This window comes from Cellulomonas sp. T2.31MG-18 (assembly GCF_964266755.1).
Lineage (GTDB): Bacteria > Actinomycetota > Actinomycetes > Actinomycetales > Cellulomonadaceae > Cellulomonas.
Window position 1 is genome coordinate 306,806 of record NZ_CAXWGW010000001.1, and the last position, 13,831, is coordinate 320,636.

Annotated in this window: 14 protein-coding genes; 6 read left to right on the forward strand and 8 right to left on the reverse strand. The window is 72.2% G+C overall.

From position 1 onward, the window contains the following. Window positions 1-8: 8 nt before the first annotated feature. From ACFQTY_RS01415 to ACFQTY_RS01430, 4 genes are all read left to right on the forward strand, one after another. Window positions 9-971 (forward strand): dihydrodipicolinate synthase family protein, encoded by a 963-nt coding sequence (locus ACFQTY_RS01415; RefSeq protein WP_378096210.1) that lies wholly within the window; start codon window positions 9-11, stop codon window positions 969-971. 111 nt (window positions 972-1,082) lie between these two features. Then, window positions 1,083-1,625, forward strand: coding sequence for a putative immunity protein (locus ACFQTY_RS01420; RefSeq protein WP_378096213.1), 543 nt, complete (start codon window positions 1,083-1,085; stop codon window positions 1,623-1,625). 178 nt (window positions 1,626-1,803) lie between these two features. Then, window positions 1,804-3,687, forward strand: coding sequence for a DNA/RNA helicase domain-containing protein (locus tag ACFQTY_RS01425; RefSeq protein WP_378096216.1), 1,884 nt, complete (start codon window positions 1,804-1,806; stop codon window positions 3,685-3,687). 385 nt (window positions 3,688-4,072) lie between these two features. Further along, window positions 4,073-4,852, forward strand: a complete 780-nt coding sequence (locus ACFQTY_RS01430; RefSeq protein WP_378096220.1) for an Ltp family lipoprotein — start codon at window positions 4,073-4,075, stop codon at window positions 4,850-4,852. A 34-nt stretch (window positions 4,853-4,886) separates the two neighbouring features. Here ACFQTY_RS01430 and ACFQTY_RS01435 read toward each other — a convergent pair whose 3' ends face one another. Then, window positions 4,887-5,279: a VOC family protein gene (locus ACFQTY_RS01435; protein WP_378096223.1), complete on the reverse strand. Its 393-nt coding sequence runs from the start codon at window positions 5,277-5,279 to the stop codon at window positions 4,887-4,889. Further along, the gene (locus ACFQTY_RS01440; protein ID WP_378096225.1) at window positions 5,261-5,602 is read right to left on the reverse strand and encodes an ArsR/SmtB family transcription factor; all 342 of its coding nucleotides are present in this window, start codon (window positions 5,600-5,602) and stop codon (window positions 5,261-5,263) included. The genes ACFQTY_RS01435 and ACFQTY_RS01440 overlap by 19 nt, the downstream gene beginning before the upstream one ends. Window positions 5,603-5,828: 226 nt before the next feature. On the opposite strand from ACFQTY_RS01440, the gene ACFQTY_RS01445 reads away from it, so the two are divergent. Beyond that, window positions 5,829-7,538, forward strand: coding sequence for an ATP-binding cassette domain-containing protein (locus ACFQTY_RS01445; protein WP_378096228.1), 1,710 nt, complete (start codon window positions 5,829-5,831; stop codon window positions 7,536-7,538). A 281-nt stretch (window positions 7,539-7,819) separates the two neighbouring features. Here the strand turns inward: ACFQTY_RS01445 and ACFQTY_RS01450 are convergent, their stop codons facing one another. From ACFQTY_RS01450 to ACFQTY_RS01465, 4 genes are read right to left on the reverse strand one after another with little or no spacing between them, the layout of a single operon-like run. Continuing rightward, window positions 7,820-8,572 (reverse strand): ABC transporter permease, encoded by a 753-nt coding sequence (locus tag ACFQTY_RS01450; RefSeq protein WP_378096233.1) that lies wholly within the window; start codon window positions 8,570-8,572, stop codon window positions 7,820-7,822. Continuing rightward, window positions 8,572-9,333 carry an ABC transporter ATP-binding protein gene (locus ACFQTY_RS01455; RefSeq protein ID WP_378096236.1) on the reverse strand — a complete coding sequence of 254 codons (762 nt, stop codon included), beginning with the start codon at window positions 9,331-9,333 and terminating at the stop codon, window positions 8,572-8,574. The genes ACFQTY_RS01450 and ACFQTY_RS01455 overlap by 1 nt, the downstream gene beginning before the upstream one ends. Continuing rightward, on the reverse strand, window positions 9,330-9,695 hold the full coding sequence (locus ACFQTY_RS01460) for a DUF1048 domain-containing protein (RefSeq protein WP_378096239.1): 366 nt from the start codon (window positions 9,693-9,695) through the stop codon (window positions 9,330-9,332). The genes ACFQTY_RS01455 and ACFQTY_RS01460 overlap by 4 nt, the downstream gene beginning before the upstream one ends. Beyond that, window positions 9,688-10,017, reverse strand: a complete 330-nt coding sequence (locus ACFQTY_RS01465; protein WP_337973985.1) for a PadR family transcriptional regulator — start codon at window positions 10,015-10,017, stop codon at window positions 9,688-9,690. The genes ACFQTY_RS01460 and ACFQTY_RS01465 overlap by 8 nt, the downstream gene beginning before the upstream one ends. 441 nt (window positions 10,018-10,458) lie before the next feature. Between ACFQTY_RS01465 and ACFQTY_RS01470 the strand changes: the two genes are divergently transcribed. Then, a complete protein-coding gene (locus ACFQTY_RS01470; protein WP_378096242.1) occupies window positions 10,459-11,412 on the forward strand; it encodes a PQQ-dependent sugar dehydrogenase in 954 nt (317 codons plus the stop codon). Between the two features lie 309 nt (window positions 11,413-11,721). On the opposite strand, the gene ACFQTY_RS01475 is transcribed toward ACFQTY_RS01470, so the two are convergent. Then, entirely contained in the window at window positions 11,722-12,363 is a 642-nt protein-coding gene (locus ACFQTY_RS01475) for an alpha/beta hydrolase (protein ID WP_378096245.1), read from the reverse strand. A gap of 76 nt (window positions 12,364-12,439) precedes the next feature. Beyond that, entirely contained in the window at window positions 12,440-13,828 is a 1,389-nt protein-coding gene (locus tag ACFQTY_RS01480) for a nitronate monooxygenase (protein WP_378096248.1), read from the reverse strand. Between the last annotated feature and the right edge of the window lie 3 nt (window positions 13,829-13,831).

Genomic DNA, 13,831 nt, shown 5'->3' on the forward strand with positions numbered 1-13,831 from the left:
GCAGGAACATGACCAGCATCGACCCGAACGTGCCCTTGCACGGTGTCATCCCGCCCATCACCACGCCGCTGACCCCTGACGGCGAGGTGGACGTCGCCTCCCTGGAACGCCTCGTCGAGTTCGAGGTGTCCGCCGGCGTGCACGCGATCTTCGCCCTCGGCACCGGCGGTGAGGGGCCGTACCTGACCGACGACCAGCGCGAGACGGTGCTCGACACGGTGACCCGCGTGGTCGCCGGGCGGATCCCCGTCCTGGTCGGCGTGACCGACATCGGCACCCGTCGGGCGCTGCACAACGCCGCCATCTCGGTGCGCTACGCGATCGACGGCCTGGTCAGCACTCCGCCGTTCTACGGCTCGGTCGGCTGGACCGAGATCGACGCCCACTTCCGCGCCATCCATGCCGCCCACCCCGACCTGCCGCTGTACGCCTACGACATCCCCGGCTTCGTCGGCGTGAAGCTCCCCGCGGAGCTCACGGTGCAGCTGGCGCACGACGGCGTGATCGCCGGGGTCAAGGACACCAGCGACGAGGAGGACGGCTTCCGCTACATCATCGAGGAGACCCGCGACCTGCCGGGCTTCGCGGTGATCACCGGCTCGGACATCACCGGCGACGCCGCCATCTTCCAGGGGGCGCACGGGATGATCGTCGGCGTCGCCAACATCGACCCCCACGGGTTCGTCCGCGTGTACGACGCCGCCGTGGCCGGCGACTGGGACACCGCCCGTGCCGAGCAGGAGCGGCTGCACAAGCTGCGGCTGATCGCCAAGATCGCGGCGAAGCGGATCAGCCCGTTCAGCGCCACCCTCGGGGCGTTCAAGGCGGCCCAGATGCACCGCGGCATCATCGAGAACGACCTGCTCCAGGCGCCGCTGCAGAACCTGAACGCCGAGGAGAAGGCCGCGGTGGTGGCCGTGCTGGAGCGGCAGAGCCTGGGACCGGTGGCGCAGCTGGCGAGCGCCCGGTAGGCCGACGCGGGACGGCCGGGCCGGCGGTGCCGCCGAGGCCCGGCCGTCCTCGCCTCGCTGCGCGCTCGCCGCTCCGGCGGCCTGCGGGGACCGCCGTGGCAGGGTGGCGACGTGCCGTCCCCCCAGTCGCTCAGCGAGCCCGACCGCCGCACCGTCGCGCTGTGGGCGGCAGACTGCGCGGAGCGCGTGCTCGACCTGTTCGAGGCCGAGGCGCCCGACGACGACCGCCCGCGGGACGCCATCGCGCGTGCCCGCGCTTTCGGCCGGGGAGAGCTCGACGCAGCCGGTGAGATCGCACGACGGTTCGTCGCCGGCCGAGCCGCCCGGGAGGTGCACGGGGCGGCCGCCGTGGCGGCTGCGAGAGCGGGGGCGCAGGCGTCGGGCGTCGCGCACATGGGCGCGCACGCATTGGGTGCCGCCGGGTACGCCACGCTGGCCGTCGGCCTGGCACACCCGGATCAGCCGGATGCGGCGAGCGCGGAGATCGAGTGGCAGGTCGCCCACGCGTCCGACGAGGTGCGAGCCGCACTGCTGACCCTGCCGCCGGTCGGCGAGAACTCGTCGGGACCGCTCGGCCCGGGCCTGCTGTCCACCGGTGAGCTCGGGCGGATCATTGCCCGCCTCCAGACTGCCCTTCGCACGTCAGCCACCTGAGGAACCCGCTGAATCACGCCGTCGGTCTCCATCCGCCAGCGCCGCGCGCATCAGCATCAGAAGCGAGGCCAGTGAGGCTGGCTAGTGTTCCCCCGTCAGCGGATCGACGGACTTCCCCGCGTGAGCGGTCGGACATGTCCCCCCGCACGTTCATTCGTGCTGCCTGGGGGACCCCGTCGTGGATGCGTTGCGTCGCAGCGCCGCGGAGCTCATCGCCTACGTGGGCTCGGACTTCAGCGTCATCGAACGAGCGCTCGCTGACTTCCTCATGTACCAGGGTGCTGGTAGGCCGGGCGAGAGCGAGCGCCGGTCGTGGCGCTCGTCGTTGAGCGTGCTGGCCGACGACCTTCGTCAGGCGGACCTCGGTGCCGTCGAGGTGCTGCTGGAGTACCAGATGCCGATGACGAGCAAGCGCGCGGATGTGGTCCTGGCAGGAGTCCACCCGAGGACCGGTGACCCCAGCTACGTCGCCATCGAGCTGAAGCAGTGGAGTCGCGCGCGACGCTGGGAAGGCAGCGAGACGCTGCTCGACGTCGACGGGGCCCGCTACCGACCCGTCCTGCACCCGGCGTTGCAGGTCGACGGCTACGTCGACTACCTGCGCGACTTCACCGCGGTCCTCTCGTCGGCACCGGAGTCGATCGTCGGAGCGGCCTATCTGCACAATGCGTCCGAGGACGGCATCACGGACCTGCGGTCTCCGGGCGTCGGCGCCGCGTCGAGGCTGTTCACCGGTCAGCACCGGGGGGAGTTCCACGACTTTCTGCGCTCACGGCTGGCGCCGGTGTCGGGCGTGCGGGCGGCGGACCGGCTGCTGTCCTCGCACGTCGCACCGTCGCGGCAGCTGCTGTCCGTCGCGGCCGAGGAGATCCGGCAGCGTGAGCAGTTCGAGCTGCTCGACGAGCAGCGTGTGGCGTACGAGCTGGTGATGAACACCGTCCGGACCGCGAGCCGCGCGGACACGAAGACCGTCGTGGTGGTGTCCGGCGGTCCGGGCAGCGGCAAGAGCGTGATCGCTCTGTCGCTCCTCGGCGAGCTCGCCCGTGAAGGTCGGACGGTGATGCACGGCACGGGGTCGCGGTCGTTCACGCAGACGCTGCGCGCGGTCGCCGGGCGCGGCTCACCGCGCACCAAGAACCTGTTCGCGTACTTCAACAGCTTCATGACCGCTGAGCGCAACGGTCTCGACGTGCTGATCCTCGACGAGGCGCACCGCCTGAGGGCCACCTCGGTCAACCGGTACACGCGCAAGGAGGTCCGTGCCGAGGCCCGCCCTCAGGTCGACGAGCTGTTCGATGCGGCGCGGGTCCCGGTGTTCCTGCTCGACCAGTACCAGGTGGTGCGGCCGGGCGAGATGGGCTCCGTGCACGAGATCCGGGAGCACGCGGAGCGTCGCGGTCTGCGTGTCCTCGAGGTAGACCTCACGGGTCAGTTCCGGTCAGGCGGCAGCGACGCCTGGGTCGAGTGGGTGCTGCGGCTGCTCGGCCTCGACGGTGGTGGCCCCGAGCCGTGGACGGGCGACGACCGGTTCGTCGTCGAGGTGGCCGACTCCCCTGCGGACCTGGAGTCACGCCTCCGGGACCGACTCGCATCGGGGATGAACGCTCGCATGACGGCGGGCTACTGCTGGCCGTGGAGCGATCCGCGGCCGGACGGCACGCTGGTCGACGACGTCGTGGTCGGGGACTGGGCGCGGCCGTGGAACGTGCGCGGGGAGCGTGCGGTCGGCGACGCGCCGCCCTCTGCGTTGTGGGCCACCGCCGAGGGCGGGTTCGAGCAGGTCGGCTGCGTGTACACGGCACAGGGGTTCGAGTACTCGTGGAACGGGGTGATCCTCGGCCCCGACCTCGTCTGGCGCGGCGACCGTTGGGTCGCCCGTCGCGAGCACAACCGCGACCCCGACCTCCGGTCGAGGAAGACCGTCGACGACGCGACGTTCGACCGCCTGGTCCGCAACGTCTACAAGGTGCTGCTCACCCGCGGAATGGTCGGCACCGTGCTCTTCTCCACCGACGAGGAGACGCAGGCGAAGCTGCGGTCGCTGCTCAGACCCGCGCGCTGATTCGAGCCCCGCTCGAGGCGCGAGAGCGCCCGACGGTGCGCTCCACGCTGCCACTCGCCGGCAGGATGAAGATCTCCATTCCGGCCCGGCGCTCGACCCTCCTCTGCCAGCATGATTTAGCCACAACATGTGGCGCTGATGTCGAGGAGCAGGGGCGGCGGCAATGAACGGCGCGTCGAGTCACAAGAGGTACAACTCACCACCGAACTGGCCGGCGCCGCCGACGCCTGACTGGCGTCCGCCAGAGGGATGGGCGCCGGACCCGGCATGGGGGCCGGCCCCGGCGGGCCATCAGTTCTGGATCGAGGACTCGAAGGTCCTGGCGAATGCCGGCGGAGCCCCACGGTTCGGGCGCTCGCAGATCCTGGGCGCAGCAGGACTCGTCGTGGTCGCCCTGCTCGGCTTGAGCGCCGGTCTCGGTGGCGCAGTCCTCTTCGCAGGGTTGTATGTCATGGGTACCGGCGTCTACGCCCTGATCCGCCGCAGGTCCTGGCTCGGGCGGTCGTCGCGGGGAGTCGCGGCCGGTGTCCTCGGTGGCGGTCTCGTGCTCTTGGTCGTGGGGAGTGCTGTCGCGGCGGCACCGGACGCCAAGCCCGTTGCGCAGGTCTCGGCCGTATCTAGCTCGACGCCGAGTACGTCGTCCAGCCCTCAGCAGACACAGTCTGCGGCGGAGAAGGCGGCGGCCGACAAGGCAGCCGCGGACAAGGCTGCGGCGGACAAGGCTGCGGCGGACAAGGTGGCGGCCGACAACGCTGCGGCGGAGAAGGCTGCGGCCGACAAGGCTGCGGCAGACAAGGCTGCAGCCGACGCGGTGGCGGCTGCCAAGGCTGCAGCGGACAAGGCTGCGGCCGACGCAGCTGCGGCTGCTGCAGCTGTGACGGTGAGCCAGCAGAATGCGGCGCAAACGGCGGCGCAGTATCTCGGCTACACCGCGTTCTCCCGCTCCGGTCTGATCAAGCAGCTCGAGTTCGAAGGTTTTTCCACGGCGGACGCGACCTACGGAGCTGACAGTCAGAATGCCGATTGGAACGCTCAGGCCGCCAAGGCGGCGAAGGCCTACCTGAGCTACACGTCCTTCTCGAGGTCGGGACTGATCGAACAGCTGGAGTTCGAGGGCTACACCGCCGAGCAAGCCACGTACGGGGTCGACCAGACGGGGTTGTGACGACGCTGAACCGTGTTCCGGACGGGGGGCGTGCTCAGCTCGCCGGGCTGGTGAGCTGGATCAGGTTGCCGCAGGTGTCGTCCAGCACGGCGGTCACTACCGGGCCCATCGAGGCGGGCGGCTGCGTGAACCGGACGCCACGCGCGGCGAGCACCTGGTAGGTCGCGTGCACGTCGTCCACCGCGAACGACGCGAACGGGATCCCGTCGGCCACCAGCGCCTCCTTGAACACGCGGGCGGCCGGGTGCTCGTCGGGCTCGAGCAGCAGTTCGACGCCGTCCGGCTCGCCCGCGCCGACCACGGTGAGCCACCGGTGCTCACCGAGCGGCACGTCGTTCTTCACGACGAAGCCGAGCACGTCGGTGTAGAAGGCGAGGGCCTTCGCCTGGTCGTCGACCAGCACGCTGGTCAGGGTGATGCGGGGCATGGCTGCTCCTCCTCGGGTGGGGGCTCGGGTGCGGGCTCGGGTGAGGGTGGGTCGGCGGGCACGGGCCAGCGCTCGACGATCGAGCGCAGCGGCGACGTGTCGAGGTGGTGGATCTTGGTCCGCCCCTCGCGGTGGGACCGGACCAGGCCGGCCTCCTCCAGCACGGCCAGGTGCTGCGAGACGGCCTGGCGGGTGGACGTGTTCTGGTGGCGCATCGTCAGGCGCGAGCAGATCTCGAAGAGCGACTGCCCGTCGTGCTCGGCGAGCTCGTCGAGGATGGTGCGCCGCGTCGGGTCGGCCAGCGCCTTGAACACGTCACCCACGGCCCGACGATAGGCAAGTCACGACTTGCATGTCCAGGCCCCGGGGTTCGGAGCCCCCCGCAAATGCGCTCGACGCACGCGCCACCGCCACGGCACCCTGCTGCCGTGCTCATCCACGTCGACTGACCGCAGCCGTCGCCTCGACGGCGCCCCGGTCGTCCCCCAGCCAGCCGCAGCCCAGCGCTGCCGGTGGCGCGACGACCCCCGTCGACCCACGGAGCACTCCATGCCGAGCACCCCCAGCACTCCCGCACCCGCCATCACCCTGCGGGACGTCACCTTCGAGTGGCCGGACGGCGCCACGGCGCTCGCGGGCCTCACCGGCACCCTCGGCACCGGCCGCACGGGGCTGGTCGGCGACAACGGCGCCGGCAAGTCCACGCTGCTGCGCCTGATCGCCGGCCGTCTCACCCCGACGTCCGGCCGCATCGCCACCACCGGCGACGTCGGCTACCTCCCGCAGACCCTCACGCTGACCAGCGGCACGACGGTCGCGCAGCTGCTGGGCATCGCCGACACGCTGGCGGCGCTGCGCGCCATCGAGCAGGGCGACGTCGACGAGCGGCACTTCGAGGCCGTCGGCGACGACTGGGACGTCGAGACGCGCGCCGCCGACTCCCTCCGCGACATCGGCCTCACCGCCGCTGACCTGGACAGACGCGTCGGGCAGCTGTCCGGCGGGGAGGCGATGCTCGTCGCCATCACTGGCCTGCGCCTGGCCCGCACGCCGATCACGCTGCTCGACGAGCCGACCAACAACCTCGACCGCTCCTCCCGCGCGGCGCTCGCCGCGCTGGTCGATCGCTGGCCCGGCACGCTGGTGGTGGTCAGCCACGACCTGGAGCTGCTGGAGCGGATGGACCAGACGGCGGAGCTCCACGCCAACCGGCTCACCGTGTTCGCCGGCCCGTACAGCGCCTGGCGCGAGCACCTCGAGGCGGAGCAGGCCGCTGCCGAGCAGGCGTTGCGGACGGCGGAGCAGGCGGTGCGGGTGGAGAAGCGTGAACGCGTGGCGGCCGAGACGGCGATCGCCCGCCGCGACCGAGCCGGACGCGCAGACCGCGACAACGGCGGGATGCCGAAGATCCTGCTCGGCGGTCGCAAGCGCAAGGCGCAGGTGACGTCCGGCAAGACGAGGACGGGGCTCGAGGCGCGCATCGCGTCAGCGCAGGCCGCGGCCGACGAGGCCGCCGCGCGGGTGCGCGAGACGGAGCACATCCGCCTGGACCTGCCCGATCCCGACGTGCCGCGCAGCCGCCGCCTGGCGGAGCTGGTCGGCACCGACCGGACCGTGGTGATCCAGGGCCCGGAGCGCGTGGCGCTGACCGGCCCCAACGGCGTCGGCAAGACGACGCTGCTCGAACGGCTGGTCCACGGCGCCAGCGATGCATCCGCCCTGGTCAGCGGCATCCCCGAAGGCAAGACGACCGCCGCCGCGACGTCCGTCGGCACGCCCGCCCGCGCGAGGGTCGCCACTGCCACGGTGCTGACCGACCGAGTCGGCTACCTGCCGCAGCGCCTGGACGGTCTGGACGACGACGGCTCCGCGCTCGACGCCGTCCGCGCCGCTGCGCCGAGCGTGCCGACGGGCGAGCTGCGCAACCGTCTGGCGCGCCTGCTGCTGCGCGGCGACGCCGTCGACCGCCCGGTCTCCGCCCTGTCCGGCGGTGAGCGCTTCCGCGTGGCGCTCGCCCGGCTGCTGCTCGCCGACCCGCCCCCGCAGCTGCTGGTGCTCGACGAGCCGACCAACAACCTCGACCTGACCAGCGTCGACCAGCTGGTCGAGGCGCTGCGCGCCTACCGCGGCGCGGTGCTCGTGGTCAGCCACGACCACCCGTTCCTGCGCTGCCTCGACCTGGACACCGTCGTCGAGCTCGACGCCGCGGGCCGGCTCCGCGAGACGGTGCTCGGCACGGGCCGCGCGCCGCGCTGGTGAGCAGCTGGCGGGCGCCGCCGGGAGCCGACACACCTTCCGACGCTGTACGCCTCGCGTACGTACACCAGGCGTACAGCCCGAAGACACATCGCCTCTCCCGCGCGCCCGGCGCGGGAAGGGTGCGAGGGTCGTGAGTGCGGCCACTCGGTCAGGCGAGACGCGCAGCCGGATGGAGCAGTGCAGCCGGATGAGCGGTGCAGTCGCATGCGGGGCGCAGTCCGCTCGCCGCCCACGTAGCAGGGACCGCAGCGTGGCTGCGGTCCCTGTGGGGTTGATCCCCCCTACGCCGTCTTCCGGTACAGGCGCATCGCCAGGACGTACGCGACCACGGCCAGGCCGACGCACCAGGCCAGCGCCGTCCAGATCGCGCCGCCCACTCGCTGCCCCTCCATCAGGTGGCGCAGCGACTCGACGATGGACGTCACCGGCTGGTTCTGCGCGAACCAGCGCACCGGTCCCGGCATCGTGGCGGTCGGCACGAAGGCCGAGCTGATGAACGGCAGGAAGATCAGCGGGTAGGCGAAGGCGCTCGCACCGTCGATGGACTTGGCGGTGAGCCCGGGGATCACTGCCAGCCAGGTCAGTGCCAGGGTGAACAGCGCCAGGATGCCCACCACGCCGAGCCATGCCGTGACCCCGGCGCTCGACCGGAAACCCATCAGCAGGGCGACGCCGACGATCAGCGCCAACGAGATGAAGTTGGACACCACGGACGTCACCACGTGCGCCCACAATGCGGCGGACCGGCCGATCGGCATGGAGTGGAACCGCGCGAAGATGCCCTTCTGGGTGTCCGTGAAGATGCGGAAAGCCGTGTAGGAGACGCCGCTGGCCACCGCGATCAGCAGGATCCCCGGCAGGAGGTAGTTGACGTAGTGACCGCCACCCGCCGAGATGGCGCCGCCGAGCACGTAGACGAACAGCAGCATCATCGCGATCGGGGTGACCGCCACCGTGATGATCGTGTCCGGGCTGCGCAGGATGTGCTTCATCGAACGACCGGTCAATGCCGTGGTGTGCGAGAGGGCACTCATCACGCCGCCTCCTTCTTTCCGATGATGGCGAGGAAGATCTCCTCGAGGCTCGGTTGCTTCTCGACGTACTCCACCTGGGCCGGCGGGAACAGCGCCTTCAGCTCCGCGAGCGTGCCCTCGGCGATGATCCGGCCGCCGTGCAGGATGGCGATCCGGTCCGCCAGCTGCTCCGCCTCGTCGAGGTACTGCGTGGTGAGCAGCACGGTGGCGCCGGCCGCGGCCAGCTCCTTCACCGTCGCCCACACCTCGAGCCGCCCCTCCGGGTCCAGGCCTGTGGTCGGCTCGTCGAGGAAGATCACCGACGGGTTGCCGACCAGGCTCATCGCGATGTCCAGCCGACGGGTCATGCCGCCGGAGTAGGTGTCCGCGCGGCGGTCGGCGGCGTCGGTCAGCCCGAACCGCTCGAGCAGCCGCCGCGCGATGCCGGCCGGGTCCTTCTGGTCCCGCAGGCGGGCGATCAGCACCAGGTTCTCCCGGCCGGTCAGCATCCCGTCGACCGCGGCGAACTGGCCGGTCAGCGAGATGCTGCGACGCACCTGGTCACCGGCGTGCAGCACGTCGTACCCGGCGACCAGCACCTCGCCGGCGTCCGGCTTCAGCAGCGTCGCGCAGATGTTGACCGTCGTCGTCTTGCCGGCCCCGTTCGAGCCCAGCAGCGCGACGATGTGCCCCTGCTGCACGTGCAGGTCGACCCCGTCGAGCACGGTCGTCGTGCCGAAGGACTTGCGCAGCCCACGGATCTCGATCGCCGCGGCGCTCATCGTCCCTCACCCCCGCCCAGGTGCCGGCGCACGTCCTTGTTCAGCTGCTCGTGCCAGTCGCCCGTGTACGTGCGGGTGCTGGCGAGCAGCTCGTCCGCGAAGGCCGCGACGTCCTCGCCGGTCAGCTCGAGCACCGTCTGACCGTTGGCCACCCCGGACTCGAAGAGCTCGGTGAGGTCCGTGAGCACGGTCAGCATCTCCATGCCGTCACCGCCGGCGCGGTGCCACAGGTACTTCTCGATGCGCCGGTACACGAAGCGGTAGTCGTCCGGCAGTGCGTTCACGCGCGCCTGCGTCGCCTTGAACTCGCGCTTCTGCCGCGAGACGTCGCGCCAGTACGCGACGGTGAGCCACCTAAACATCGCTGTGCCCCTTCAGCTGGTCGATCTTCGACGTGACGAAATCCCACCGTGCCCAGAAGTCCGCCAGCTCGGCGCGACCGGAATCGTTGAGCGCGTAGAACTTGCGCGGCGGTCCCACCTCGGACGGCTTCTTGGTGACGACGACCAGACCGTTCTTCTCCAGCCGCAGCAGGATCGTGTAGACGGTCCCCTCGACCACGTCGTCGAAACCCAGCACGTTGAGCTTTCGCGTGATCTCGTAGCCGTACGTCTCCTCGCGCCCGATCAGCTCGAGCACGCACCCTTCGAGCGCTCCTTTGAGCAGCTCCGTCAGGCCCTTCATCGCCTCACCCCCTCTACTCGGTGTCGCTGGTATCCAGTAGCACTAGGTACCGGTACACGGTGACACCGAGTACCGCAGGTGTCAACCGGTTCGCGCCACCTCTGGCGGAGCAGGGGCCGCGAGCGCATCGTCGGAGGAGGCGGCCGGCCGACGGGGGGAGCGGCGATGCTCTGGGGTGCGACAGGCAGGCCGGTGGATGACGGTCGGGGTGCGACGATCCGAGTGCGTGCCGCGGTGGCGGTGACGACGGTCGCGATCGCGCTGCTGCTCGTGGCGGGATGCACGACGAGCACGCCGAACCAGCCCGGCCCCAGCGGCACCGGGTCCGGTGGTCCTTCGTCAGCCGGTGCGGGCGGTCCGTCTACGCCGGCCCCCGATGGCACCTTCGCGCCCACGCCCACGGCTCCGCCGGCCGTGCTCCCGACCGGCGACCCGGTCGACGTGGTCACCGGCTTGCGCTCTCCGTGGTCCATCGTCTTCGTCGGGGCGACCGCCCTGGTCAGCGAGCGGGACACCGGCCAGGTGGTCGAGCTGACCGGCAACGGCGGGACGCGCGTGGTCGGCACCGTGCCGGGGGTGAAGCACGGTGGCGAGGGCGGGCTGCTGGGCCTGGCGGTCGACGGCCAGCACCGGCTGTACGCGTACTCCACCGGCGCCGACGGCAACCGGGTGCAGCGGTTCGCGCTCACCGGCGCACCAGGCTCGTACGGGCTCGGCCCGTCCACGACGCTGATCGACCAGCTGCCGTCCGGCCAGATCCACAACGGCGGGCGCATCGAGCTCGGCCCCGACGGGATGCTCTACGTCGGCGTCGGCGAGACCGGCCAACGGTCCCGGGCTCAGGACCTCGGATTCCTCGGCGGCAAGATCCTGCGGATCACACCCGACGGCGGCATCCCGGCCGACAACCCGTTCCCCGGCTCACCCGTCTACAGCTACGGGCACCGCAACGTGCAGGGCATCGGCTGGACCGCCGACGGGCGGATGGTCGCCAGCGAGCTGGGTCAGGACACCTGGGACGAGCTCAACGTGATCGTGCCGGGCAAGAACTACGGCTGGCCGCTGGTCGAGGGCACGGGCGGCACGGCGCGCGGCTTCGTGGACCCGGTGCAGACGTGGCCGACGGACGAGGCCAGCCCCTCCGGGCTCGCGGTGGTGGACGGCACGGTGTTCGTCGCCAACCTGCGAGGCACGGTGCTGCGCGCGGTGCCGGTGGCGGACCTCGGCCGGTCGACGCCGCTGTACCAGGGCCGGCACGGCCGCATCCGCGACGTGGTGCGCGCGCCGGACGGCCGGCTGTGGATCCTCACCGACAACACCGACGGCCGCGGCACCCCGCACCCCGGCGACGACCGGATCCTCGCGGTCTCGCTGGCCCCGGCCCCGGCCGGCTGACGGAGCGCTCGCCGTCAACCCAGCCGGTCTGGCCCGCGCTCCGTGCCAGCCAGTCAGGCCAGCCAGAGAGGGCGCACGAGGCGGGGCGGCTCGGGTCCAGGCAGCTACCGCTCCGGGGGACATCGGGCCTGGAGACCGTCGTCTCGCCGCCGTGCGCGGTCGTCGCACGCGCGAGCGTGCTCGTGGCCCGGGGAGATCAGGATGCAGCTGACCGCCGTACGCCTGGTGTACGTACACCGGGCGTCCAACGCGAAGAAGGAGGTCGGGGGCTTGGCGGGGCGAGCCAAGGTCGGGCGGTGAGAGCCGAGGTCAGGCGGTGAGGGCCGCTTCGAGGAAGGTGGCGACGTCGGCCAGCTCGGCGGCGCTGACCGAGTGCGGCAGGCCGGGGTACACCCGCACGGTCGCCTTGGTGCGGGCCGGGAGCCAGGCCTGCGTGCGGGCGACGGCATCGGCAGCGATCACCCCGTCGGCGTCACCGCGGCCGTAGAACACGGGCACCTCCCCGAGCTCGTCGTCGTGCGGCTGCTCGTCCGCCAGCACGAAGCCGGACAGCACCGCGCCGGCGGCGAACCGCTCGGGACGGGCCCGCAGCAGCTGCGTCACCATCAGGCCGCCCTGCGAGAAGCCGAGCGGCACCACCGGCCGGTCGGCCGGGACCGTCTGGTCCAGCCACTCGAGGATCGAGGCCGTGGCGGCGTGCACGGGCTCGGGCTCGGGGCTGCCGGGGGTGGTGATCGGGAACCAGGCGCGGCCCGGTGCGCCGGGATACGGCGACGCCGGGAACGGCCCGGGCAGGGACGCCCAGCCGACGCGCGCCGGCAGGTGGGCGGTCAGCCCGGGGAGGTCGCGCTCGTCGGACCCGAAGCCGTGCAGCAGGAGCAGCAGCGGGGCGGGCGCCGGTGCGCCCCCGGTCAGGACGGCGGAACGGTCGAGCTCCACGGCAAGCGGCATGACGACAGGCTCCAAGATTGTCGGGACAACTATTGAAGCGTACGCCTAGTGGTCCCCGCGTCCGGACACGTCCGGCTCAGGCCGCTCCGAGGATCCAGTCGAGGGCCTCCCGGGCGGTCCAGGTGCCCGGGTGCTGCGCGGCGAGCCGCCGCGCGCCGTCGAGGTCGGACCCGAGGGTGACCAGCGCAGGCTCCTGGTAGCCGTCGGCACGGGTCTGGCCCAGGCCGATGTCGGCGGTCAGCGCGTTGCAGAGGCAGGCCCGCCCGACGGTGTCCTCCGCGGCGCCGCCCTTGCGGACGTACACGTGCACCGGCTCGGCCTTGCAGCGGTAGCCCACCGCACCGTTGTCGCGCAGGTACGGCGTGCGGAGGTAGCCGAGGTCGCACAGGCGCTCGCGGGCGGCGACCACCGGCGGGTCCGAGAGGGTGCCGGGCAGCTGCGCCACCTTGAACGGGAAGCCGGTCGGCGAGGCGAGCGGGTCGGTGCGGACGGTGAGGGTGCCGGCGCGCAGGCGGGTCAGCAGGTCGTCGCGCAGGGCTGTGGTCAGCCCGGTCTCCTCGCACAGGGCGAAGACGGTCCCGACCTGCACCCCGGCAGCACCGGCGGCCAGTGCGGCAGCCAGGGCCTCCGGCGTTCCCTGCGAGCCGGCCAGCCAGAACGGCAGCCCGACGGCGGCCACCTTCGCCACGTCCGCCTGGTCCCGCGGGCCGAACACCGGCTGGCCGTCCTCGTCGAGCACCAGCTGACCCCGCGGCGGCGCGTTGTGCCCCCCGGCGAGCGGCCCCTCGACGACGAAGCCGTCGGGCCGGATGTGCGCGTCCTTGGCCAGGTAGGACGCCAGGGCGTGCGCCGAGACGATCGCCAGGAACGCCGGACGACGAACCGCCGGCAGCTCCGCGCCGAGCAGGGCGTGCGGGTCGAGGTGCACGGCGTGCCCTCCGCCCGCGGCACCCGAGACCTCCACCGGCAGGTCGACGGCGTGGTGCGCGGCCAGCTCGTCCAGCAGGTGCGGGATGTCCCGCGGGATGCCGGCGCCCATCAGCACGTGGTCGACACCGGCGAGCATCGCGCCGTACACCGCCGTCGGCGTGGCCATCTGGATCTTCTCCAGCAGGTTGACGCCGACCAGCCCGTCGTGCCCCTCCTTGGCCAGCCACACCTCGACGAAGCTGCCGAGGATGCCCAGCTCCTGCGCCGGTCGGCTCTGCCGCACCGCCAGCCTCGGCACCGGGGAGTACGGGGTGCCGGGGCGGCGACCGCCGTCCAGGAAGTACCGGGCCAGCACGCGGTCGGCCACGGCGCGGACGGGGAAGGCCGCCAGCGCGCGGCGTGCCGAACCGTCGGGGTCGCCGTCCTGCAGCCGCCGGGCCAGCACCAGGTCCAGCGCGGTGCCCGACACCACGCCGAGCTGACCGGCGCGGGCGACGGACGCGGCGATCTGCCACGAGGACACCGCGACGCCCATCCC

Coding starts and splice junctions, on each gene's coding strand:
- ACFQTY_RS01415 (WP_378096210.1), top strand. CDS start 9: ATGACCAGCATCGACCCGAACGTGCCCTTGCACGGTGTCATCCCGCCC.
- ACFQTY_RS01435 (WP_378096223.1), bottom strand. CDS start 5,279: ATGCCCCGCATCACCCTGACCAGCGTGCTGGTCGACGACCAGGCGAAG.
- ACFQTY_RS01445 (WP_378096228.1), top strand. CDS start 5,829: ATGCCGAGCACCCCCAGCACTCCCGCACCCGCCATCACCCTGCGGGAC.
- ACFQTY_RS01450 (WP_378096233.1), bottom strand. CDS start 8,572: ATGAGTGCCCTCTCGCACACCACGGCATTGACCGGTCGTTCGATGAAG.
- ACFQTY_RS01455 (WP_378096236.1), bottom strand. CDS start 9,333: ATGAGCGCCGCGGCGATCGAGATCCGTGGGCTGCGCAAGTCCTTCGGC.
- ACFQTY_RS01460 (WP_378096239.1), bottom strand. CDS start 9,695: ATGTTTAGGTGGCTCACCGTCGCGTACTGGCGCGACGTCTCGCGGCAG.
- ACFQTY_RS01465 (WP_337973985.1), bottom strand. CDS start 10,017: ATGAAGGGCCTGACGGAGCTGCTCAAAGGAGCGCTCGAAGGGTGCGTG.
- ACFQTY_RS01475 (WP_378096245.1), bottom strand. CDS start 12,363: ATGCCGCTTGCCGTGGAGCTCGACCGTTCCGCCGTCCTGACCGGGGGC.
- ACFQTY_RS01480 (WP_378096248.1), bottom strand. CDS start 13,828: ATGGGCGTCGCGGTGTCCTCGTGGCAGATCGCCGCGTCCGTCGCCCGC.